The sequence below is a fragment of the Synechococcus sp. A15-62 genome (genome assembly GCF_014280075.1).
Taxonomy (GTDB): domain Bacteria; phylum Cyanobacteriota; class Cyanobacteriia; order PCC-6307; family Cyanobiaceae; genus Parasynechococcus.
In genome coordinates this window covers 2029611-2050000 of the sequence record NZ_CP047950.1, presented here as the reverse complement: position 1 = coordinate 2050000, position 20390 = coordinate 2029611, and the positions used below count along the sequence as shown (strand labels likewise).

General features: G+C 63.4%; 22 protein-coding genes. 7 read left to right on the top strand and 15 right to left on the bottom strand.

All coding sequences use genetic code 11. The annotated features are described in order from the left end of the window. Positions 1-46: 46 nt before the first annotated feature. From SynA1562_RS11680 to SynA1562_RS11660, 5 genes are all read right to left on the bottom strand, one after another. Positions 47-949, bottom strand: coding sequence for a segregation/condensation protein A (locus SynA1562_RS11680; protein ID WP_186495428.1), 903 nt, complete (start codon positions 947-949; stop codon positions 47-49). Between the two features lie 57 nt (positions 950-1006). Continuing rightward, complete coding sequence (locus SynA1562_RS11675) at positions 1007-1408, bottom strand: lipopolysaccharide assembly protein LapA domain-containing protein (RefSeq protein WP_006849942.1); 402 nt, start codon at positions 1406-1408, stop codon at positions 1007-1009. A gap of 67 nt (positions 1409-1475) precedes the next feature. Further along, entirely contained in the window at positions 1476-3113 is a 1638-nt protein-coding gene (locus tag SynA1562_RS11670; RefSeq protein WP_186493985.1) for an NAD(P)H-quinone oxidoreductase subunit 4, read from the bottom strand. 92 nt (positions 3114-3205) lie between these two features. Further along, positions 3206-5215: an NAD(P)H-quinone oxidoreductase subunit 5 gene (locus SynA1562_RS11665; protein ID WP_186493984.1), complete on the bottom strand. Its 2010-nt coding sequence runs from the start codon at positions 5213-5215 to the stop codon at positions 3206-3208. A 34-nt stretch (positions 5216-5249) separates the two neighbouring features. After that, the gene (locus tag SynA1562_RS11660) at positions 5250-5981 is read right to left on the bottom strand and encodes an NnrU family protein (RefSeq protein ID WP_186493983.1); all 732 of its coding nucleotides are present in this window, start codon (positions 5979-5981) and stop codon (positions 5250-5252) included. 81 nt (positions 5982-6062) lie between these two features. Between SynA1562_RS11660 and SynA1562_RS11655 the strand changes: the two genes are divergently transcribed. Then, positions 6063-7052 (top strand): LysR family transcriptional regulator, encoded by a 990-nt coding sequence (locus tag SynA1562_RS11655; protein ID WP_114987555.1) that lies wholly within the window; start codon positions 6063-6065, stop codon positions 7050-7052. Here SynA1562_RS11655 and SynA1562_RS11650 read toward each other — a convergent pair. Next, positions 7043-7678, bottom strand: a complete 636-nt coding sequence (locus tag SynA1562_RS11650; RefSeq protein ID WP_186493982.1) for a DUF3172 domain-containing protein — start codon at positions 7676-7678, stop codon at positions 7043-7045. The two genes, SynA1562_RS11655 and SynA1562_RS11650, sit on opposite strands and share 10 nt — an antisense overlap. Next, a complete protein-coding gene (locus SynA1562_RS11645) occupies positions 7675-8022 on the bottom strand; it encodes an NAD(P)H-quinone oxidoreductase subunit M (RefSeq protein ID WP_025362552.1) in 348 nt (115 codons plus the stop codon). The genes SynA1562_RS11650 and SynA1562_RS11645 overlap by 4 nt, the downstream gene beginning before the upstream one ends. An 88-nt stretch (positions 8023-8110) precedes the next feature. On the opposite strand from SynA1562_RS11645, the gene pds reads away from it, so the two are divergent. Both pds and SynA1562_RS11635 read left to right on the top strand, forming a co-directional pair. After that, positions 8111-9529 carry a 15-cis-phytoene desaturase gene (pds, locus tag SynA1562_RS11640; RefSeq protein WP_186493981.1) on the top strand — a complete coding sequence of 473 codons (1419 nt, stop codon included), beginning with the start codon at positions 8111-8113 and terminating at the stop codon, positions 9527-9529. Positions 9530-9532: 3 nt separating this feature from the next. Continuing rightward, the gene (locus SynA1562_RS11635) at positions 9533-10441 is read left to right on the top strand and encodes a phytoene synthase (protein WP_186493980.1); all 909 of its coding nucleotides are present in this window, start codon (positions 9533-9535) and stop codon (positions 10439-10441) included. 71 nt (positions 10442-10512) lie between these two features. Here the strand turns inward: SynA1562_RS11635 and SynA1562_RS11630 are convergent, their stop codons facing one another. Further along, positions 10513-10944 (bottom strand): RNA-binding protein, encoded by a 432-nt coding sequence (locus tag SynA1562_RS11630; protein WP_186493979.1) that lies wholly within the window; start codon positions 10942-10944, stop codon positions 10513-10515. 61 nt (positions 10945-11005) lie between these two features. Next, the gene (locus SynA1562_RS11625) at positions 11006-12199 is read right to left on the bottom strand and encodes a CCA tRNA nucleotidyltransferase (protein WP_186493978.1); all 1194 of its coding nucleotides are present in this window, start codon (positions 12197-12199) and stop codon (positions 11006-11008) included. A gap of 32 nt (positions 12200-12231) precedes the next feature. Between SynA1562_RS11625 and SynA1562_RS11620 the strand changes: the two genes are divergently transcribed. Genes SynA1562_RS11620 through SynA1562_RS11610 form a run of 3 tightly spaced genes read left to right on the top strand, consistent with a single transcriptional unit; the run spans position 12232 to position 13678 of the window. Further along, positions 12232-12483 (top strand): Ycf34 family protein, encoded by a 252-nt coding sequence (locus tag SynA1562_RS11620; protein WP_186493977.1) that lies wholly within the window; start codon positions 12232-12234, stop codon positions 12481-12483. After that, positions 12480-13103, top strand: a complete 624-nt coding sequence (gene tsaB / locus SynA1562_RS11615; protein ID WP_186493976.1) for a tRNA (adenosine(37)-N6)-threonylcarbamoyltransferase complex dimerization subunit type 1 TsaB — start codon at positions 12480-12482, stop codon at positions 13101-13103. The genes SynA1562_RS11620 and tsaB overlap by 4 nt, the downstream gene beginning before the upstream one ends. Further along, positions 13103-13678 (top strand): YdcF family protein, encoded by a 576-nt coding sequence (locus SynA1562_RS11610; RefSeq protein WP_186493975.1) that lies wholly within the window; start codon positions 13103-13105, stop codon positions 13676-13678. Before tsaB ends, SynA1562_RS11610 begins: the two co-directional genes overlap by 1 nt. Here SynA1562_RS11610 and SynA1562_RS11605 read toward each other — a convergent pair. The 5 genes from SynA1562_RS11605 to rpaB are packed head-to-tail and all read right to left on the bottom strand — an operon-like array spanning position 13641 to position 18309. Beyond that, a complete protein-coding gene (locus SynA1562_RS11605; RefSeq protein WP_186493974.1) occupies positions 13641-14294 on the bottom strand; it encodes a 1-acyl-sn-glycerol-3-phosphate acyltransferase in 654 nt (217 codons plus the stop codon). The two genes, SynA1562_RS11610 and SynA1562_RS11605, sit on opposite strands and share 38 nt — an antisense overlap. Beyond that, positions 14291-15187, bottom strand: coding sequence for an ACP S-malonyltransferase (gene fabD, locus SynA1562_RS11600; RefSeq protein ID WP_186493973.1), 897 nt, complete (start codon positions 15185-15187; stop codon positions 14291-14293). The genes SynA1562_RS11605 and fabD overlap by 4 nt, the downstream gene beginning before the upstream one ends. Before the next feature lie 28 nt (positions 15188-15215). Beyond that, the gene (locus SynA1562_RS11595; RefSeq protein ID WP_186493972.1) at positions 15216-16235 is read right to left on the bottom strand and encodes a beta-ketoacyl-ACP synthase III; all 1020 of its coding nucleotides are present in this window, start codon (positions 16233-16235) and stop codon (positions 15216-15218) included. A 27-nt stretch (positions 16236-16262) separates the two neighbouring features. Beyond that, positions 16263-17582, bottom strand: coding sequence for a phosphate acyltransferase PlsX (gene plsX / locus SynA1562_RS11590; RefSeq protein WP_186493971.1), 1320 nt, complete (start codon positions 17580-17582; stop codon positions 16263-16265). After that, positions 17563-18309: a response regulator transcription factor RpaB gene (rpaB, locus tag SynA1562_RS11585; protein WP_025362545.1), complete on the bottom strand. Its 747-nt coding sequence runs from the start codon at positions 18307-18309 to the stop codon at positions 17563-17565. Before rpaB ends, plsX begins: the two co-directional genes overlap by 20 nt. 90 nt (positions 18310-18399) lie before the next feature. Between rpaB and radA the strand changes: the two genes are divergently transcribed. Continuing rightward, on the top strand, positions 18400-19797 hold the full coding sequence (gene radA / locus SynA1562_RS11580) for a DNA repair protein RadA (protein ID WP_186493970.1): 1398 nt from the start codon (positions 18400-18402) through the stop codon (positions 19795-19797). A 1-nt stretch (position 19798) separates the two neighbouring features. Here radA and SynA1562_RS11575 read toward each other — a convergent pair whose 3' ends face one another. Beyond that, entirely contained in the window at positions 19799-20320 is a 522-nt protein-coding gene (locus SynA1562_RS11575) for a photosystem I assembly protein Ycf3 (protein WP_011365311.1), read from the bottom strand. Positions 20321-20390: the final 70 nt, after the last annotated feature.

Genomic DNA, 20390 nt, shown 5'->3' with positions numbered 1-20390 from the left:
TGGCGTTTGGTCGGGTCAAAACAAGGTAGTGACCATAGACCCGGTCTTAGGCCGCCACGACCGTCCGGGTCGGCGACGGATCTGGCACCTGAAGGCTGCGAATTGGCAGTTGCGTTGCAGTGCCATTGGCGGGGATGAATTTCAGTCGCAGTGGCCCGTGGAGCCAACCCTCCTGCTCCAGCTCAACTCGGCCCTGGGAGGAGAGAAACAGCAAGGCCCAGAACACCCCAACTCGATCCCGGTCCAAATCAGCAGCGGCGGCCACCTCCCATTGGTCCACTAGTTGATCGAAGCCCACCCAGTCCAGGGCTGTCTCCCAACCGTTCAGAAACACCCCCAGTGCTGCGGTTGTTTCCGGAAGCTTTTCGCGGTGGGCCAGCCCTGCCACCTGGGCGATGGCTTCACGGTTGCTGTAGCGCTTCTGTCGTTTGCGGCGGCGTGCCTCGAGTTCGTCTGATTCCAGCTGCTCGGCAATCGATTCCAGCTGTTCGATCAGCTCGCCAAGGGTGACGGGGCGACGCAAGGGCGGTGGTGCCACCGGACGCCGCTGCAGATGGCGTTCCGGCCGTCGGGGCAGATCAAAGGCCGGATCAAGCCAACCTTGTTCATCGAAGTCGGCGTCGAAGTGATCTTCGACTTCGGGCGGTGGCGGCAGCATGCTGGTTTCGAGCATCTCCGCTTTGAGTCCCACCAACACCGAGGCGGCCAGAAAGGCTTCGCTGCTGTCGGCCAGGTCCCGTTCGTAGCTGCCGCCCCGTCCGGCCAGGGCGGCTGCCACCTGCCCAGGAACTTCAATGCGTTGCCGGAGTTGATCCAGAAAGCCGTCGATGACGGCGATCACATCCACATCCCAGGGATCCAGATCCCCCCGCTCCGCTGCGTCCTGCAGCAGCCGAATCGCAAGGCGGGCTCCAGCATCAGCGCCGTCGTTGTGGGCCACCTGGAGCAAGTCATTCACCCTTTTCCGGCAAGGTATCGGTCCTCAACCGGTGTCGCCAGTGCTGCCTCAGGCCGCACTGCTGGCGTCGGTGACCTCCGCCTGGTCGCTGTCGTCGCTCCCAGCACTGGTCGCGCTGACGGTGGTGGCAGGCAGGAGTCCCAGCTGGGTTTCAACGGTGGATCGGTAGCGGCTGAGGTCGGTCTCCAGTTCCTGGATCCGCACCTGCTGTGCTTCGTATTCGTTCGCTTTGCTGAACTGTTCAACGTTGTTGAGCATCCCGGTCCAGGCCGCGAAGAACCAGGCCGAAACGGCTCCCAACCCCGCTGCCAGCAGCAGCAAACCTGCCAAAGGCAGGGTGTACTCGACACCCGGCAACACATGAACCGTCGTGGGGCTGGTGTTCGCCAGGGTGAAGAACACCGTGATCAGGCCGAAGCTGAAGATCAGGCCGAAGTTGATCTGACGCATGGCAGAGGAGCGTTCCCCTGGAACTTACGGACGGTTGGCCGTGAATGAATCGGAATCGATACGTGATTTATGACGCGCCCACGGCGGGGGCTTGGATGATCGCCGGAACGGGGGCCTGACCTCGAATCAAGGGGGCCGTTGGCGAGATCACCTGTTCCATCGCACCCAGGTTTCGGCTCACCAGGGCTTCGATCGAGCTGCGGTAGCTGTCGGTCATCAGCTTGGGGTACAGCCCGATTCCGATGATCGGCACCAGCAGGCAGCCGATGATGTACACCTCGCGCGGCTCCGCATCCACCAGGTTGGTGTGGGACACCAGCTCCTCTTTCTCCTTGCCGAAAAAGATCTCGCGAAGCATCGAGAGCAGATAGATCGGTGTGAGGATCACGCCGACGGCGGCCAGCCCGCAGATCACCACGCGGAAGGGCAGGGTGTAGGCCTCATCCGTGGCGAAACCGGCAAACACCATCAGTTCGCTCACGAATCCGCTCATGCCGGGCAGGGCCAGGGAGGCGAGGGCACACACCGTCCAGAGCGCGAACATGATTCGCATCTTCTGGCCAATGCCTCCCATCTCATCCAGCTGGAGCGTGTGGGTGCGGTCGTAGGTGGCACCCACGAGGAAGAACAGGCTGGCGCCGATCAAGCCGTGGCTGATCATCTGCAGCATGGCGCCACTGGTGCCCAGGGCACTGAAGCTGCCCACGCCAATCAGCACGAAGCCCATGTGGCTGATCGAGCTGTAGGCGATCTTTCGCTTGAGGTTGCGCTGGGCGAAGGAGGTGAGGGCGGCGTAGATGATGTTCACCACCCCCAGCACGATCAGCAGTGGTGCGAACTGGGAGTGGGCTGCTGGCAGCAGTTCACAGTTGAAGCGCAGCAGGGCATACCCGCCCATCTTCAGCAGGATGCCGGCCAACAACATATGCACCGGAGCTGTGGCTTCGCCATGGGCATCTGGCAGCCAGGTGTGCAGGGGCACGATGGGTAGCTTCACGCCGAAGGCGATCAGTAGCCCGGCATAGCAGAGCAGTTGAAAGCCCGTTCCGAAGTCTTTGGCCGCAAGAGCGGTGTACTCAAAACTGGGGGTGCCGCCGCCGAAGAAGCCCATGGCCAGGGCGGCCAGCAGGATGAACAACGAGCTGCCGGCTGTGTAGAGGATGAATTTGGTTGCGGCGTACTGGCGTTTCTTGCCGCCCCAGATGGCCAACAGCAGATACACCGGGATCAGTTCCAGTTCCCAGGCCAGGAAGAACAGCAGCATGTCCTGCACGGCGAACACCGCGATCTGGCCGCCGTCCATGGCCAGCAGCAGGAAATAAAACAGCCGTGGTTTGAAACTCACCGGCCATGCCGCCAGGCAGGCCAGGCTGGTAATGAAGCTGGTGAGCAGGATCAACGGCATCGAGAGGCCGTCGGCTCCCACCGCCCAGGTGAGGCCAAGATCCGGCAGCCAGCTCACCCGTTCAGACAGCTGCAAGCCACTCAGGCTCGGGTCGTAGCCGGTGAGGTAAGCCGCGACGGTGATCAGGAAGGTGATCAGCGTCACGATCAGGGCGTACCAGCGGACCTGCTTGCCCTCGCCTTTGTCGGGAACCAGCGGAACCAGCAGGGCACCCACAATCGGCACCAGGATCGACAGGCTCAGCCATGGAACGGTGGCCTGCACCGGCTCACTCACCCCGGCGACTGCGAATTCGAACACGCTGTCAATCCGATCCTTACTGGTTGGATCGTAGAAATCATGGCCGCTGTGTCATCACCTCGATAGGCGATGACACACATGGGCGTTAGGCCTTAAGCGATTGGTCCGCCGATCACGCCGAACAGCACCACCAAGCCGATCACGCCGGCAAACACGATCAGGGCGTAGAACTGGGCCCGTCCGGTCTCGAGATATTTGAGACCTTCGCCGCTGCCGAGGGTGAGCAGTCCGGTGAGGTTGACCACGCCATCCACCACCTTGGCGTCCACCTCGAGCACCTCGCGCGCCAGTTTGCGGCTGCCGCGAACGAACAGCTTCTCGTTCACCACATCGAGGTACCACTTGTTGGCGAGGAAAGCATTCACCGCCGGGAAGCGACCTGCCACCAGCTGCCCCAGATCAATTCGACGCAGGGCATAGGCCAGAACGGCCAGGGTGATGCCGGCCACAGAGATGGCCACGGAGGCGCCCGCCAGAGGTAGAAACTCGCCCCAGCTGAACTGTTCGGCCATCTCGAGGGCTTCTTCGGGATTGAGAAGGCCTGCGAATCGGCTGTTCCAGGGGGTGCCAAGCAGGCCGATCAGCACAGAAGGCACCGCCAGCACCGCCAAGGGGGCCGCCATCGGCCAGGCCGATTCATGCACGCTGCCGCCATGGGCGTGGTGCTCGGAAGGATCCTTTCCGGCTGCGCTCAGCAGCTGGGCCTGCATGGCGGTGTCGTTGCCGCGGAACTCCCCTTCAAAGGTGAGGAAATAGAGGCGGAACATATAGAAAGCTGTCATCCCTGCTGTCAGGAAGCCCACCACCCAGAGCAGCGGGTAGCTGTTGAAGGCCTGACCAAGAATTTCGTCCTTGCTCCAGAAGCCGGCCAGGGGTGGAATGCCGCTGATGGCGATGCAGCCGATGAAGAAGGTGATCGAGGTGACGGGCATCTTCTTGCGTAGGCCTCCCATCAGGCGCATGTCCTGGGCGAGAACGGGCTCGTGGCCCACCACCTCCTCCATGGCGTGAATGACGGAGCCTGATCCCAGAAACAACATCGCCTTGAAGAAGGCATGGGTCACCAGGTGGAAGATGCCGGCGACCGGGGCGCCGCAACCCATCGCCAGCATCATGTAACCGAGCTGGGAGACGGTGCTGTAGGCCAGACCCTTCTTGAGATCCATCTGGGTGAGGGCAATGGAGGCCCCCAGGAAGCAGGTGATCGTGCCAACGACGGCGATCACTGTTTGAACGACGGGGAACTGGGCGTAGAGGGGATCGAGGCGGGCGACCAGGAACACCCCTGCGGCCACCATCGTGGCGGCGTGAATCAGCGCTGAAATCGGCGTCGGGCCCTCCATGGCATCGGGCAGCCAGACGTGGAGAGGGAACTGGGCCGACTTGGCCATCGGACCCATGAACACCAGCAGGCAGAGCAGCAGCGCGGCCCATGGCGCCACGGTTCCGGCGGCCAGGCCGTTCTGCAAGCCATCAGCGATTCCCTGGAAATCGAAGCTGCCGGTGGCCCAGAACAGACCAAGGATGCCCAGCAGCAGGCCGAAGTCACCCACCCGGTTCACCACAAAGGCTTTCTGGGCAGCGTGGGCGGCGCCATCACGGTCGTACCAGAAGCCCACCAGCAGATAGGAGCACATGCCCACCAGCTCCCAGAAGACGTAGATCTCGAGGAGATTTGGGCTGATGATCAGCCCCAGCATGGAGCTGCTGAACAGCGCTAGGTAGGTGAAGAAGCGCACATAGCCCTTGTCGTGGGCCATGTAGCCGTGGGAATACACCAGCACCAGCAGGGCGATGGTGGTGACCAGTGCCAGCATCACCGCCCCAAGCGGATCCACCACGTAGCCCATCGGCAGAACGAAGCTGCCGGCACTGGCCCAGACGAACAGATGCTCGACCGGTGGGGCGCCATTGAGCTGGTTGAAGAGGATGCTGTAACTGAGGGCCGCAGCTGCACCAACACAGGAGATCAACAGCAGCGCAACGGGTTTGCGCAACCGGTTGATCGTGCGGTTGAAGCTGATCAATCCCAGCCCGGTCAGCACGGCGCCGAACAGGGGCAGAACGGGAATGAGCCAGGCGAGTTCCTCGGCCGAGGGCATCCGCAAACAGCAGGTTGAAGCGAGTGTAGGCAGCTCAGCCCAGCAGGTTCTGGAGTGCTGAATTGCGCATCAACTCGGCAGCCGTCGGAATGAAGCGGTGGGCCCACCAGAAGACGCCGACGGCAATGGCGATGCCCAGTTGCGCGGGGCGGACAAATTCCTGCCACTCCAGCTGCTGGCGTCCGTCCAGAACGGCAGCGAACGGCACGATCGATGTGCTGGCCTTGAGCTCATCAAAGGCCTCACCGAAGCGGGTCTTCAGGCGCCGGTCGCCATGCCAGACGGCGAAGAGGTGATGGCCGATCAGGCCCGCGCAGGTCACCAACATGAAACTGCTGCCGATCCAGAGGGCGTGGGTGAGGCACCAGAGAATTTGCCCGATGGCCTGGGGATGGCGGCTGATGCGGATGATTCCCGTGGCATAAAGACGCACCTGTGGTTTCAGCACCGCCGGGATCTCCAGCAGGTTGTAGGTGGCTGGATAAAGGAAGAGAAAGCTGATGGCGGTTCCGATCCAGACGATCGGAATCACCCCAGGCACGCCCTGGAGATTCCAAAGCCGCACCCCGTCGTAGCGATGGGCCAGGAACCAGCCGATCACCACCACGGCCGAGGGAATGCTGGCTGCCGCGAAGATCAGGCGCCAGGCCCTCGCTCCGATCACGTCCTCAGCCCGGCTGCGCAGGGCAGCTCCACCGCTGTGAATCACCGCAAACAGGATCAGCAGCACCAGCATCACGACGCTGCTGTGGTGGGTGGAGGCCATGGCGGCTGCGTTGGAAGGGCGTGATTCTGGCTGGCGGACGTGGCGGTCCTAAATTTCTGGTGTTCCTCCGGGTGTTTCGCGGTGGCCGATCTGCCGTTCACCCTCGACCAGCTGCGGATCCTTCGCGCGATTGTCAGTGAGGGCAGCTTCAAGAAAGCTGCCGACAGTCTTTACGTCACCCAGCCCGCCGTCAGCCTTCAGATCCAGAACCTGGAGAAGCAGCTGGAGGTGTCGCTGTTTGATCGCGGCGGGCGCAAGGCGCAGCTCACTGAAGCGGGCCATCTGCTGCTGAGTTACTGCGACCGGATCCTGAGCCAGTGCCACGAAGCCTGTCGGGCCCTGGATGATCTCCACAACCTCAAAGGTGGATCCCTGATCGTGGGGGCAAGTCAGACCACCGGCACCTATCTGATGCCCCGGATGATCGGCCTGTTCCGCCAGAAATATCCAGACGTCTCCGTGCAGCTCCAGGTCCACAGCACCCGCCGCACGGGCTGGAGTGTGGCCAACGGTCAGATCGACCTGGCGATCATCGGTGGTGAATTGCCAGCGGAACTCAATGAACTGCTGCAGGTGGTGCCCTACGCCAGTGATGAGCTGGCGCTGGTGCTGCCGGTGAAGCACCCCCTGGCCCGGCTGGCTGAACTCACCAAGGAAGACCTCTATCGCCTGGGCTTTGTCTGCCTCGATGCGCAATCCACCACCCGGAAGATGGTCGACCAGCTTCTGGCGCGTTCCGGCCTGGATGTGCAGCGCCTCCGCATCGATATGGAGCTGAATTCGCTGGAAGCCATCAAAAATGCCGTTCAGGCGGGCCTGGGCGCCGCCTTTGTTCCCGTGGTGTCGATCGAGCGGGAGTTATCGGCGGGCACGATTCATCGGCCCCAGGTGGCTGATCTGCAGGTGCGGCGCCAGCTCAAGCTGATCACCCACCCCGCCCGCTACTGCTCACGTGCTTCGGTGGCCTTCCGCAATGACGTTCTGCCCGTCTTTGCCAGTGCTGACAGCCCGATTCGCCAGGCAGCGAAGGTCGTGCCTGAAGCGATCGGGGAGCAACTGGTTCAGAACTGATCGGCCTCTGGTGTGACGCCCACAGCGTCATCTGCCACACCTCGGGTGAGGAATTTGTTCTCACTGATGTCGGTTTGGTAGACGCAGCGCACCACGGGCTTGTCCCGAACGGAGCCGATGTAGGCAAAGGTGTTCATCCGCTGCTTGCACTCACGCTCCTGCTCGGCGGTGATGGCTCCCTCTTTGCGCAGCACCGACCAGTTCTCCCGACGGATCACGCAACCCGGTTGCAGGGTCGGCTGGGTCACAAAGCTGCTGGAGGGGTTGAGCGTCGTGTACATCTCGATGTCCATGACGAAGGCGCTCGCCCCCCACTGGCGGCAGAACTCCGGGTCGGGAACGGCCATGTCCAGTTGCTGGGAGCTGGCAATGTTTCCCTGGTCGCCCGTGGTGGTGCTGGTGACAGCGCTGCCGATGCCGATCCCCACCACGAGAACCCCTGCCAGGACGGCCACGGTGAGGGTGCTGAATTGAAAGCCTCCCTGGCCGCCTCCACCCCCTGGTGGGGGGCCGGGAGGACGGCCGTATCCGCCCCTGGACGGAGCGTCATAGCGGTCACGCTCAACGCGGTCGTAGCGGCCGTCCCGCGGTCGGCGGCCGCCGCGGTCGTAGCGCGAGTCGGTCACAACAGTTCAGGGGTGCGGGGCAGGCCCATGGAGAAGTTCTGCACGCGGCCATCTGGGTTGTAGCTGAGTTCTCCGGCCTGGAGCAGTTGCCGGATGAATCCCTCCAGGTCTGTGCCGATGCGGCGCAGGGTGTAGTCACTCAGTTCGCCGCCGGCTGCGGCATCCACTAGTTCCTTGAAGCGTCCCTGCACCTTGGCGAGGCTGGCGGCATCCCAGAGAAATTCGTTGTCGGGATCCAGATCCAAGGTCAGCTGGTCATCCGAAGGAACCAGATCCTCCTCTTGAAGTGCTGCTGTGAACAGGCGCACGTGGCGGGTGGTGCACTTGAGAAGGGTGTCAGCCAAGACGCGCCCACGGGAAAGCTGACACGACTTTAAGAAGCGAACGGGGGTCAAGCCCTTTTAAGGTTGGTTTCACTTTCGAGACGGCCGCATGCGCGTCGCTATTGCCGGAGCTGGTCTTGCTGGACTCTCCTGTGCCAAATACCTGGCAGATGCCGGCCACACCCCCATCGTGGTTGAAGCCCGTGATGTGCTGGGCGGCAAGGTGGCGGCCTGGAAAGACGAGGAAGGCGACTGGTACGAGACCGGCCTGCACATCTTCTTCGGGGCCTACCCGAACATGCTGCAGCTGTTCAAGGAGCTGAACATCGAAGACCGGCTGCAGTGGAAGAGCCATTCGATGATCTTCAACCAGCAGGACGAACCCGGCACCTACAGCCGCTTTGATTTCCCCGATCTGCCGGCACCGGTTAATGGTGTGGCGGCGATCCTGGGCAACAACGACATGCTGAGCTGGCCTGAGAAAATCAGCTTCGGCCTGGGCCTTGTGCCTGCGATGCTCCGGGGTCAGGGGTACGTCGAGGAGTGCGACAAATACTCCTGGACCGAGTGGCTGCGGGTCCACAACATCCCAGAGCGGGTGAACGATGAGGTGTTCTTGGCCATGAGCAAGGCCCTGAATTTCATCGATCCCGATGAAATTTCTGCCACGGTTGTGCTCACAGCGCTCAATCGCTTCCTGCAGGAGAAGAACGGCTCCAAGATGGCGTTCCTGGATGGCGCACCGCCGGAGCGCCTCTGCCAGCCGGTGGTCGAGCACATCGAGTCACTGGGTGGTGAAGTGCACCTTGACAGCCCCCTGCGTGAGATCAAGCTCAATGCCGACGGTTCGGTGGCGGCCTTCCACATCGGTGGCGTGAAGGGCAAGGAGAGCTTCGATCTCACCGCTGATGCCTATGTCAGTGCCTTGCCGGTGGATCCTTTCAAGCTGCTGCTGCCTGAGCCCTGGAAGCAGATGGAGGTGTTCCAGAAGTTGGATGGCCTCCGGGGTGTCCCCGTGATCAACTTGCACCTCTGGTTCGATCGCAAGCTCACCGACATCGACCATCTGCTGTTCAGCCGTTCTCCCCTGCTCAGCGTGTATGCCGACATGAGCATCACCTGCCGGGAGTACGAAGACCCCGATAAGTCGATGCTTGAGCTGGTCTTTGCTCCCGCCAAAGACTGGATCGGCCGTCCCGACGAGGAGATCATCGAGGCCACCATGGGTGAGCTCAAGAAGCTGTTCCCAATGCACTTCAGTGGCGATAACCCCGCCACCCTGCGCAAATACAAGGTCGTGAAGACGCCGTTGTCCGTTTACAAGACGACTCCCGGTTGCCAGGAGCTGCGCCCGGATCAAACCACCCCGATCAAGAACTTTTTCCTTGCGGGCGACTACACCATGCAGCGCTATCTCGCCTCGATGGAGGGTGCTGTGCTCAGTGGCAAGCTCTGTGCCGGTGCGGTGGACCGCAAGACAGGCCAGCTGGCATCATCGACCTCTTCCAGTGAGCCTGTGACGGCCTGAGCCATGCCCCTCGCCTCCCCGGATCTCGACGCAGCCTTTGAGGCCTGCCGTCGGGAGACCGCCGAGTGGGCCAAGACGTTCTATATCGGCACCTTGCTTCTCCCTCCGGAGAAGCGGCGTGCCATCTGGGCGATTTATGTGTGGTGCCGGCGCACCGATGAATTGATGGACAGCCCGGAGGCCCAGGCGCGTCCGGTCGAAGAACTTGCAGAGCGGCTCGACCGCTGGGAGGAGAAGACCCGTGCTCTCTTTGATGGCCGGGTGGAGGACGACCTGGATGCGGTGATGGTGGACACCCTGGAGCGCTTTCCCCAGGGCATTCAGCCTTACCTCGACATGATTGAGGGCCAGCGGATGGACCTCACCTGGACCCGCTACCCCCGCTTTGAAGACCTCAAGCTCTATTGCTATCGCGTGGCAGGCACTGTTGGCTTGATGACCCAGGGGGTGATGGGTGTCGACCAGGCCTACACCTCAGCCCCCTGGAGCGACTGTCCCGACACCTCCGATGCCGCCGTCGCTCTGGGGATCGCCAACCAACTCACCAACATCCTCCGGGATGTGGGGGAAGACCGGGGCCGTGGTCGTATCTATCTGCCGCAGGAAGATCTCGAGCGTTTCGGCTATTCCGAGGAGGAGTTGATGGCTGGAACCCTCAACAATGCCTGGCGTGCGTTGATGCGCTTCCAGCTGGAGCGGGCCCGCGATTGGTTTGCTCGCTCCGAAGCAGGAGTCCGTTGGCTGTCTGCCGATGCGCGCTGGCCGGTGTGGACGTCGCTTCGGCTCTACCGCGGCATCCTGGATGAAATCGAGCGGGTCGATTACGACGTGTTCAATCACCGTGCCTACGTGGCCAAGGTCAACAAGCTGCTTGATCTGCCTCGTTCATTCCTGTTGGCTCAGTCACGCTAAAAACCCCCGCCGGTCAGACCGGCAGGGGCTGGTGTTGATCGGCTGTTTCCCTCAATCAGATCGGCGACGGATCAAACCGCCGTCTTCTGGTTGGCCAAGAGATCCTTGAGCTTGGACAGCTCGCCGGCCCAGCGGGGGTCGGGAGCGCCCTCGTTCTTCGCATCGGAGTGAACCACTTTGTTCACCGCCTTGCGGGCCACTTGAGGCTGACCGGCTGCGTTGGGTGCCCCACGACGGTTGCCACCAGCATTGTTGTCGCGACGCTCGGAGCGCTCGACGCGCAGAGCGCTGCCGCCGAACTCCTTGCCATTCAGCGCTTCGATCACGGCGTCAGCCAGCTTCGGATCGTCCACGTTGGCGAAGCCGAAACCGCGGCATGCCCCGGTTTCCCGGTCGAGAACCGACTTGAACCGGATCCCTTCTCCCACCGACTTGAGCAGAGCCACCAGCTCCTGTTCTTCAAAGGTCTGCGGCAGGTTGCCGATGTACAGGCGGATGCTCATGAAGGAAAGAAAATGCGATCTGTCGGTGTCTGACCGTCATCATTGACACCTGGAAAGTTAATCACAGAGCCTCGCTTTCACGGGTCAAGAAATGTTGGGCCTCCTTCAGCGCCTCGCTTGGGGTTTGGATGCGCCCAAAGGCATGTTCAAGCTTCAGATGATGCAGCAGGCGTCCGAGACGGGGCCCGGGTTCGACCTTCAGGGCCGTGAGCAGGCCGTTGCCGTCGATTGGAGTTCTGGGGTGGAACAGAGGGTCCTCAGCGTCGCGCCATCGCCGCAGCCAGATCCCTTTCTCGGGCATGGGTAGTTGCAGGGCCAAGGCGGGGAGATCCCCCTCCAGCTCCTCGTGCAATTGCAGTCGATCGTTCTCGGATAGCGACTCCGGTGCCTGACCGGTGCGTTGCTGCCAGCTCCGCAGCCGTTTGCAGCGTTGGCGCAGGGCGCGGCTGGCCCGGAGTTGGTTGAGGCCCTCATCGCTCACCAGGGCCGTCAGCCGCGCCAAGGGCACTGCTGCTGCGGCTTCCTCGCTGCTCAGGCCTGCGGTGTTGCCGGGCGTGGGAGGTTGCCCTGCGGCCGCCCAGGGATGCAGCAACGGCAGGCTCCTGAGGGCTGCAATCGCGGCGTCAGCATGGTCGCCCCGCACCAGGCGCTGCAGTTCCGCCAGGATCCGCTCCGGTGCTGCTTCCGGAAGCCGTGCGGCGTGGCGCTCTATCCAGCCCATGGTCTGGCTGGAGATGGTGAGCGGGATTTCCGCCATTAGCCGCAATCCCCGCAGCAGCCGCAGAGGATCGTCCACGAGGTTGGCTTCCGAGACGGCGGTCAGGCACCCCTGCTGGAGGTCATTCAGTCCCCCTGTGGGATCCCACAGCTCTCCCCAGGGTTGGAGCGACACGGCGATGGCATTGAGCCGGTAGTCGCGCCGCCAGAGGTCGTCTTCGATGTGGTCTCCGCCCTGTCGGGCGATGTCAACCGTCCAGCCCCCAAGCACCAGCCGAGCAATGCTCCGTTCTGCGTCCAGCACCACACAAGTGCCATTGAGCTCCTTGGCCAAGCCCTTGGTCAGGGCGATGGCATCCGATGGGACCACCAGGTCCAGATCCGGCTGCTCCTGGAGACGGTTCAGCAAGCCATCCCGCACGGCGCCACCCACCAGTGCCGTGCCCTCCGGCAGCCGTGCCAAGGGGAGAGGCCACTGGGCTGGCGCCAGTCGCTCTCGCAGCTGGTCAAGCAACGCGTCGCCGGAGCCTTGGGCCATCAGAATGGAGGGAATGAACGGCCTGGGGAGGCATGTGCATCTGCGTGGATTGCAGTTGGGTCGACCGTTGTCAGGCCTATCACGCAGTTGAGCGTCAGCATGGTGTTCCGCATCTGGCCCAGACCCCGGATTTTGAGCCAGACGCGCCTCGCATTCACGTTTCGGTGATGGATCTCCCCAATGGCCAGGCCGGGATTGAGTGGGATGTGCGGTCCTGCTCCAGCTTCAAGGCGGATCCAGGACGATGGCAGCGTTGCCGTCCTGGACAGGAGCTGCCCCGATGACGGCTCTGCCGCTGTTGCTCGCCCTGCACAGCTGTTCTGACTGCTTCGGCATGGCACTGCTGGATCCCCAGCAGCCCGGGGCAGAGCCTCTGGTGCAGGTCCATCCTGATGGCCGGGGCCTGTCCAACAGCTTGATTTCGCGGGTTCAGGAGCTCCTCCCGCCTGAGCGTTGGCCCCACTTGCAGGGCCTTGCTGTGGCGACGGGACCCGGTGGCTTCACCGGCACCCGCCTCACGGTGGTGATGGCCCGTACCCTGGCGCAACAGCTGGATTGCCCCCTGCTGGGGGTGAGCAGTTATGCCCTGATGGCCCCACGTCTGGAGGGGCAATTGCCCAAAGCCATGCAGGGGGAACCGTTCTGGATCACCCAGGAGTTGCCCCGGCGGGGGGTGGTGGGTGGCGAATACCAGATCACGGCTGGGCAGGTGCATGAACTCAGCCTGCCGACCCTGCTGCCGCAGGGGGCATCACCCCAGCCCACTGTTGAGGTGCAGCTTGATATGGAGGCGGATGTGGCGCAGTTGCTGAAGCTGCTGCAGTGCAGCCATGCTGCCGGGGCAGCGATGCCCTGGGCTGAGGTTCTGCCGATCTACCCCACCTCCCCTGTTGGACAGGTCTGATGGCGGGTGTGCGTACCGGGCTGCTACTGGGAGCTGGTCTGATGGTCTGGCTGTTGGGGCCTGGCCCGTTGTCGCCCTATCGGCGGGCTCTGTTGGATCGCAGCCCGCCGCAGCTGGTGCTGGTGCTCGGTGGGGATGTGGACCGGGAACGACTGGGTGCCCGGTTGGCCCGTCAGCTCGACCTGCCCCTGCTGGTGAGCGGCGGCAGCAACCGTGAGTACGCCGAATGGATGCTCAGTGAGGAGCGCTTCAATCCCGACCGCGTCACCCTGGATTACCGGGCCCGTGACACCCTCAGCAACTTCACGTCGGTGGTGGATGAGCTGCAGGCGGATGGCGTTCGCCACGTGCTGCTGGTGACCAGCGAAGACCACCTGCCCCGCTCCATGGCGGTGGGCCAGGTGGTGGCCGGCAGCCGCGGAATTCAGCTCACCGGCGTTCCCGTGGTCTGCCGCGAAGACTGCGCCCAGGAGGGGCGCCTCAAGCAATGGAGTGATTGGCTTCGCGCGGTGGCGTGGGTGATGACCGGTCGCGACCTCAGGGATGCTGCGGACTCTGATCCAGCAGGGCGTTGATGCGTTCCTGCAGCAGAGCGGTGGTGGCATCCAGATCAGGCCTGCGGCGACTGGCCGGGGCTGGGATGGGGTCGCCGATGCGCAGCTGAATCGGCACCAGGCGCGGCCAGCTGCGCCCGCTGCCCAAGGCGCGGTGGCTGTTGCAGATGGCCACCGGCAGTAGCGGGGCTCCCGTGCGAGCCGCTAGCAGGGCCGCTCCGGGGAGTGGGTTGTTGATCCGGCCATCGTTCTGTCGGGTGCCGTCCAGAAACACACCAGTGGCCCAGCCTTCTTCGAGGCGAGCCGTGGCTGTGCGGATCGCTTCGCGATCGCTGGCACCCCGTCGCACGGGGTAGGCACCACAGGCCCGGATCACGCGTCCCAGCAACGGGATGCTGAACAATTCCGCCTTGGCCATGAAGGCCACGGGGCGCCCCAGGGCATGACCCAGCAGGGGCGGGTCCAGGTGTGAGCCATGGTTGGCCACCACCACGAGGGGCCCTTGCCTGGGCACTCGGTTGTTGCCGGCGGTCGATCCGCGGAACAGCAAGCGGAAGACCGGGAACACCAGCAGGCTGCTGACCAGCCGGTAGGTGAGGCTTGGCTTGGGGGTGCGGACGAGGCTGGAGTGACTCACTGTCCGAGGTCTCCCGCCCCGGAGATCTGGGCGGTGGTGACCCCGCTCATGCTGCGTTTGGCCAGGCCGCTGAGCACGTTGCCCGGACCGATTTCCACCAGGGTGTCCACGCCGCTTTCGGTCATGGCTGCCATGGTTTCGCGCCAGCGCACGCCGGTGGTCATTTGCTGCTTCAGGCGCTGTTTGAGCTCGTCTGCACTGGTGCTTGCGCTGGCGGCGCTGTTGCTGAGCACTGGAACGCGGGCATCGAGGAAGGGCACGTTGTCCAGTTCGGCGGCGAAGCGCTCAGCCGCCTCCGCCATGAACGGGGAGTGGAAGGCTCCGGAGACGGCCAGAGGGATGGCGCGCTTGCATTTCAGGGCTCCACTCACGTGTTCTACGGCCTCTGGAGAGCCCGAGATCACCACCTGGACATCGCTGTTGTCGTTGGCGATGCTGACGCCGTCCGTGGCGGCCACCAGGTCGTCCAGCTGAGCACGATCGAAGCCGATCACGGCCGTCATGGCGCCGCCCCCGGCGCTCGCCATCAGTTCTGAGCGGGTTTTCATCAGCTGCAGACCGGTCTCCAGCTCAAACACCCCTGCGCTGTGCAGAGCAACCAGCTCCCCCAGGCTGTGGCCGGCCACCAGCGCAGGCTTGCGCCCCTGCTGCTGAAGGTTGTCGGCCAGCAACGATTCGATCACGAACAGGGCGGGCTGGGTGTTGCGGGTGTCGTTGAGGTCATCCGGCCCATCACCACCGCCGCTTTCCCCCTGGCAGATCGCCAGCAGGTCGCGCCCCAGCAGCTCGGAGGCCATGGCGAAACGCTCGCGGCTGCCATCGATGCTGAGCAGCGCTTCTGCCATGCCCACTTTTTGAGAGCCCTGACCGGGAAAGACCCAGGCGATCGCCATTGCTGTGTTCTGCAGACCGTGCCGGAGATTAGGCGGGCCCGCTCCAGCGGAAGAGGGCTGCACCCCAGCTCAATCCTGCGCCGAATCCACTGCTGGCGATGCGGTGGCCGGGTTGGATGCGTCCATCGCGCACGGCTTCATCAAGCATTAGAGGAATGGTGGCTGCCGAGGTGTTGCCGTAGTGGGCCAGGTTGCTGAGCACCTTTTCTGAGGGCACCGAGAAGCGATCGGCTACGGCATCAAGGATGCGCTGGTTGGCCTGATGCAGCAGCAGCCAATCGAGGGAATCAGCGGTAACAACACCCTGCGCAAGCAACTTCTCGAGAATCGCCGGCACCTCACGCACCGCGAATTTGTAAACCTCCTGCCCGTTCATCTGAATGGGATCGAAGCCGCCGCACTGATGGCTGGCGTCTCCCACCAGGGGCTGGCGCTGGCTCACCTGGGGGAGCTGGAGCACCTCGCCGCGACTGCCATCGGAGCGGAGCAGGAATCCGTCGAGATCATCCTGGCCGTTCTCTGACGCTTCCAGCACCACGGCACCGGCCGCATCACCGAAGAGAACGCAGGAGCGTCGATCGTCCCAGTTCACCCAGCGGCTGAGTTGATCGGCCCCCACCACGAGGATGCGGCGCATCGCTCCACTGCGCAGGTACTGGGCGGCGGTGACAACGGCGAAAAGAAAGCCGCTGCAGGCTGCGGTGAGATCAAACGCCGCGGCATTGGTGGCGCCGAGGCGAGCCTGCAGCCGTGGCGCTGAACCGAACAGGTCGTCTGGGGTGGAGGTGGCCAACAGGATCAGATCGAGGCTGTCGGGCGACCAACCGGCCATCTCCAAAGCCCGTTCCGCCGCCACTCCGCTCAGTTCCGCAAGGGATTCGTCACTGTTAACCACCCGCCGCGCCGCAATACCGGTGCGACTGCGGATCCATTCGTCACTCGTCTCAACCCGCTGGCCAAGCTCAGCGTTGCTGATCGAGCGGCTGGGCGTCGCGCTGCCAGACCCTCGGAACAACACCCCGCTGGTTGTGCTGAGCGGCTCGACCAAGACGGAGGTTGATTGACGTCGCGTCAGTCAATCACAACCCTGTTGCAGCGTGGCGAGATCCTCCATCACCCCATGGCTGGCTGCGGAGTGGGCAATGCGCAGGGCACTGACCACCGAGAGGGCCTTGCTGCTGCCGTGACCGATCACGGAAATGCCGTTCACGCCCAGCAACAGAGCACCACCGTGCTCGGCATGGTCGAGCCGCTTTTTGATGCGTTTGAGGTTGCTGCGTAAAAACGCTGATCCAACCTTGCCGCGACGCCCCCGGGGCAACTCCGCCCGCAGCACCCCCAGCAGAACACTGCCGACGGACTCCAGGAACTTCAGCAGCACGTTGCCGGTGAATCCATCGCAGACCACTACATCGAAGTCGCCCGACAGCACATCCCGGCCCTCGCAGTTGCCGGCGAAATGGAGCCTGGATTCGTCCTGCAGCAATTCGTGGGTCTTCAGGGAGAGATCGTTCCCTTTGCACTCCTCCTCACCAATGTTCAGCAGCCCGATGCGTGGGCGTTTCACCTGCAGCACGTCCCGGCTGTAGATGTTCCCCAGCAGGGCGAACTGGTGCAGATAGGTGGGTTTGCAGTCCATGTTGGCGCCCACATCGAGCACCAACACCGGCTTGCCTGGATCTTTGGTTGGGAACAGGGCGCCGATGGCAGGTCGATCGATGCCCTTCAGCCGTCCTAGCCGAAAAATCGCCGAAGCCATCACCGCACCGGAGTTGCCGGCGGAGTACACCGCCAGGGCCTCGCCCTTCTTCACGAGGTCCATGGCCACGTTGATGCTGGCGTCCCGTTTGCGCCGCACCGCCGTGGCTTCGTCATCCATGCCGATGGAGGGGCCACTGGCCACCAGGTCCAGATGTCCGGAGGCCTGTGCACTCTCCAAGGCTTCGCGCAGGCCGAGGCTGTTGGCGGCGGCCATCACCCGGTCGATTTCCCCCACGAAGCGGATCTTCAGTGGCAGCCGGTCAATGGCGTCCAGGCATCCCTCCAGGATCGGCCCCGGCGCATGGTCCCCGCCCATGCCATCGACGGCCACCCAGAGACGCTTCGCATCGTCGATCTCATCGGTATCGCTGCCCCCCTGCAGCCAGCGCAGGGGATCGAACCCCAGCGGTTGGAGCACGCTGCTGGCCACCGTCCCGGCTCCGGAGACCACGGTCTCCGCCACATTTCCCGCCATCGAACTCGCCGCCGTCGCTGAGTTGGCAGCACCATCAACGATGGTTGTGACGGCGGCGTTGCGCCGATACCAAATCACCAGGCGACGGATCGCCCGAGGACGGTTGGTCTTGTGCCGCGGCTGAGGTGCCGGGGTGGGATCAGGGACCTTCGGAGGCAACGGAATCGACGATGCGCTGGAACAGATAGCCGGTGCCCCGAGCCGTGAGGATCAACTCGGGATTGGCAGGATCATCCTCCAATTTGGAACGCAGGCGAGAGATATGAACATCCACCACCCGGGTGTCCACGTGGCGTTCCGGGGTGTAGCCCCAAACCTCCTTGAGGATCTCGCCGCGGTTGAACGGTTCACCGGAGCGGCTCACTAGCAGTTCCAACAGGCTGAATTCCATCCCCGTTAAGCGGATGCGTTCATCGCCACGGAACACCTGGCGTTTGTTGGTGTCGATGCGCAGGTCGCTGACCTGGATGACGCCGGAGTTGGGAATGCCCGCCACCTGCTCCTTCTCGACCCGGCGCAACACGCAGCGGATGCGGGCCTCCAGCTCCTTTGGGCTGAAGGGCTTCACCACGTAGTCATCGGCGCCGAGCTCAAGTCCGGTGATCCGGTCGGCAACGTCGCCGAGGGCCGTCAGCATCACGATGGGAACATCTGATTCCTTGCGCAGCTCCTGGCAGACGCCATAGCCGTCAAGCTTTGGCATCATCACGTCCAGCACCACCAGGTCGGGCGTGCAGGTAGGGAACAATTCCAGAGCTTCGGTGCCGTCGCAGGCGGTCACGACGTTGTACCCGATCATGGATAAACGGGTTTCCAGGATCCGGCGTATCGATGCCTCGTCGTCGACCACGAGGATCGTTTCCTTGGTGGGAGCCGTGGCCGTCATGGGCACCGAGGCGTTAGTCACTTCTCGCCACAAATAAAAGGGCAGCCCCCTGCTTCGTTCATTCAACGGCAACTTTCTTCACAGTTCGCAGTGCCCAAATCCACCGCTGTTTTCGTCTGTCAGGTCTGTGGAGCCCGTGCCCGACAGTTTTTCGGCCGTTGCCCGGAGTGCGGCAGCTGGAATTCGCTGGTGGAGCAATCCCAGCCCGCCGACGATGGCCGTCGCCGCCGCAGTGCCCCGGATCCGGAGGTGGCGGCTGCGCCGCGACGGTCCACGGCCATGGCTTCGCTGGAGGATCAGCCGCTGCAGCGGCTGGCCACCGGGTCGGCAGAATTTGACCGCGTTCTGGGTGGTGGTCTGGTCCCCGGTTCGCTGGTGCTCGTGGGGGGCGATCCGGGCATTGGCAAGAGCACATTGCTGCTGCAGAGCGCCTCAGCGATGGCGGCCGGTGCATCCGTGCTCTATGTGAGTGCTGAGGAATCAGCCCAGCAGGTGAAGCTGCGCTGGCAGCGGCTTGCCGGGGGGGCGTCGGAGCTGCAGTTGCTGGCCGAAACCGATCTGGAACTGGTGCTGGAGGAGCTGGAGGCCCTGCGCCCCGCTGTGGCGATCATCGACAGCATTCAGGCGTTGCATGACGCCAATCTCACCAGTGCGCCGGGGTCGGTCGGTCAGGTGCGTGAATGTGCGGCTGCTCTGCAACGGCTGGCGAAACGCCAGAACATTTCGTTGTTGTTGGTGGGCCATGTCACCAAGGAAGGCATGTTGGCCGGCCCGAAGGTGTTGGAACACCTCGTGGATGCGGTGCTCACCTTTGAGGGGGATCGCTTCGCCAGTCATCGTCTGCTGCGGGCCGTCAAGAACCGCTTCGGTGCCACCCATGAGTTGGGTTTGTTTGAGATGCAGAGCGGTGGCCTGGCCGAGGTGGGCAACCCTAGTGAGCTGTTCCTCAGCGATGCCCGCGCCTCCGGTGTCGCCACGATCGTGGCCTGTGAAGGCACGCGCTCGTTGGTGGTGGATCTGCAGGCCTTGGTGAACGTCACCAGCTATGCCAGTCCGCGCCGCACGGCGACAGGGATCGGCACCAACCGTCTGCACCAGATCCTGGCGGTGCTGGAGAAGCACATGGGGCTGCCGCTCTCCCGCTTCGACTGCTACCTCGCCGTCGCCGGTGGCCTGGAGGTGGAGGAACCTGCGGCGGATCTGGGGGTGGCGGCAGCGGTGGTGGCCAGCTTCAGGGATCTCACCCTGCCTGCGGGCACGGTGTTAATCGGCGAGCTTGGTTTGGGGGGGCAGTTGCGCCCTGTGGGGCAGCTGGAGCTTCGGATCCAGGAAGCGGCCCGGCTGGGGTTCCAGCGGGCCGTCGTTCCCCGGGGCAGTGGCCTGAGCGATCTGGCTTCGGGTTTGGATCTGGCTCTGCTGGAGGCCGACAGCGTCACCGAGGCCCTGGTGCTGGCACTCGGTCAGGCCGTGCAGCCTGACCAGGACTGATTCAGAAGTAAACGTCGACGTTGCTGCGGCCCGTGGACTTCAGCCAGTTCTCGATATCGAGGTAACCGCCGGGATTGAGGCGCACGGCCTGGGTCCAGACATCAGCGGCCTGGTCAAACCAGCGATCCGCTGAGTCCTGCTCACCGCCCTCCTCGGCGATGCGGCCCCACTTTTCGTAGATCAGCCCCATGTTCTTCAGGCAGGAGGGCTGGTTCGGGTTTTCCTCGAGAGCCTTGCGGTACGTCTCGATCGCCCGCTCCTCCTCGCCGTTGGACATGTAAATGATGGCCATGTTTTTGAGGGTTTCGCTCCGGTCGGTGGAGTTCTCCTCAAGCTTCAGGGCTTCCTCGTAGTTCTCCAGCGCTTCGGCGTAGTCACCATCGTTCTGGGCCGAGAGGCCATCCCGGTAATAGACGTAGGCCTCCTTGGAGCGGGCATTGATCGGCAACAGCTTGACGATCAGGTCCGCCATCACCGTGAAGCTCTTGTCAATGAAGTTGTCGTTGCGGTTGCTGCGGGGCACGGCGCTCCGGCGGACGGACACCCATCCTGACGGGACCCGAGCCCGACCTAGCCTGCTCGTAAAGATCCCT

Coding starts and splice junctions, on each gene's coding strand:
- SynA1562_RS11675 (WP_006849942.1), bottom strand. CDS start 1,408: ATGCGTCAGATCAACTTCGGCCTGATCTTCAGCTTCGGCCTGATCACG.
- SynA1562_RS11665 (WP_186493984.1), bottom strand. CDS start 5,215: ATGCCCTCGGCCGAGGAACTCGCCTGGCTCATTCCCGTTCTGCCCCTG.
- SynA1562_RS11660 (WP_186493983.1), bottom strand. CDS start 5,981: ATGGCCTCCACCCACCACAGCAGCGTCGTGATGCTGGTGCTGCTGATC.
- pds (WP_186493981.1), top strand. CDS start 8,111: ATGCGCGTCGCTATTGCCGGAGCTGGTCTTGCTGGACTCTCCTGTGCC.
- SynA1562_RS11635 (WP_186493980.1), top strand. CDS start 9,533: ATGCCCCTCGCCTCCCCGGATCTCGACGCAGCCTTTGAGGCCTGCCGT.
- SynA1562_RS11630 (WP_186493979.1), bottom strand. CDS start 10,944: ATGAGCATCCGCCTGTACATCGGCAACCTGCCGCAGACCTTTGAAGAA.
- SynA1562_RS11625 (WP_186493978.1), bottom strand. CDS start 12,199: ATGGCCCAAGGCTCCGGCGACGCGTTGCTTGACCAGCTGCGAGAGCGA.
- SynA1562_RS11620 (WP_186493977.1), top strand. CDS start 12,232: ATGTGCATCTGCGTGGATTGCAGTTGGGTCGACCGTTGTCAGGCCTAT.
- tsaB (WP_186493976.1), top strand. CDS start 12,480: ATGACGGCTCTGCCGCTGTTGCTCGCCCTGCACAGCTGTTCTGACTGC.
- SynA1562_RS11610 (WP_186493975.1), top strand. CDS start 13,103: ATGGCGGGTGTGCGTACCGGGCTGCTACTGGGAGCTGGTCTGATGGTC.
- fabD (WP_186493973.1), bottom strand. CDS start 15,187: ATGGCGATCGCCTGGGTCTTTCCCGGTCAGGGCTCTCAAAAAGTGGGC.
- rpaB (WP_025362545.1), bottom strand. CDS start 18,309: ATGACGGCCACGGCTCCCACCAAGGAAACGATCCTCGTGGTCGACGAC.